Here is a 535-nt window from a genome sequence, read left to right as displayed (position 1 = left end):
AAGCATTGTCCTAAAGGTGAAGGAATACACCAAGGGCACACCGGGGGACAACCAAAAACTGGGCATCAACTGGACCGTGTACCACAAGGAAAAACAGAGCGACCCCGTATACGAAAAACTGTACACCTTTGTGGACAAGGGCGATAGCCTGGAGTTCCCTTACCGCACCACGGGCCACTATGCCGTGGAGGCCTACGGCCATAGCGAAAGCTTGGACCCCAAAACGGGCGAGGGCGGGGCGTACAAGCAATTGACCATAGCCCACCAGGGCCTGGACACCGAAAAGGAGCTGCAGCTCCAGGGCGATGGGGAGGACCGCAACGGGCAAAGGCGCGTACGCCCCACCGAAACGGCCACCATAACAGTGCCCATGCTGTTCCCCAAGGCCAAGCCCCTAAAGTCAAGGGACCTGTACTGGGAAGTGACCAGTAAGGGAGAAAAACTGCCCTTTACCAAAAAGGGGACAAGCATAGTAGTGCCCCCCTTGAACAACAAAAAAACCAAGAAGGTCACTGCCACCGTCACCTATGAGGGC

General features: G+C 56.3%; 1 protein-coding gene. It reads left to right on the top strand.

What is annotated here, in order from left to right; genetic code table 11:
* Nucleotides 1-535 (top strand): hypothetical protein (locus GO009_RS18025; RefSeq protein ID WP_163627972.1); only part of this gene is annotated, 535 nt, incomplete at both ends.

The sequence above is a fragment of the Allomuricauda sp. TY007 genome (genome assembly GCF_010468565.1).
Classification (GTDB): Bacteria; Bacteroidota; Bacteroidia; order Flavobacteriales; family Flavobacteriaceae; genus Flagellimonas.
The sequence above is the reverse complement of the archived record's forward strand: the minus strand, read 5'-3'. Positions and strand labels throughout refer to the sequence as shown.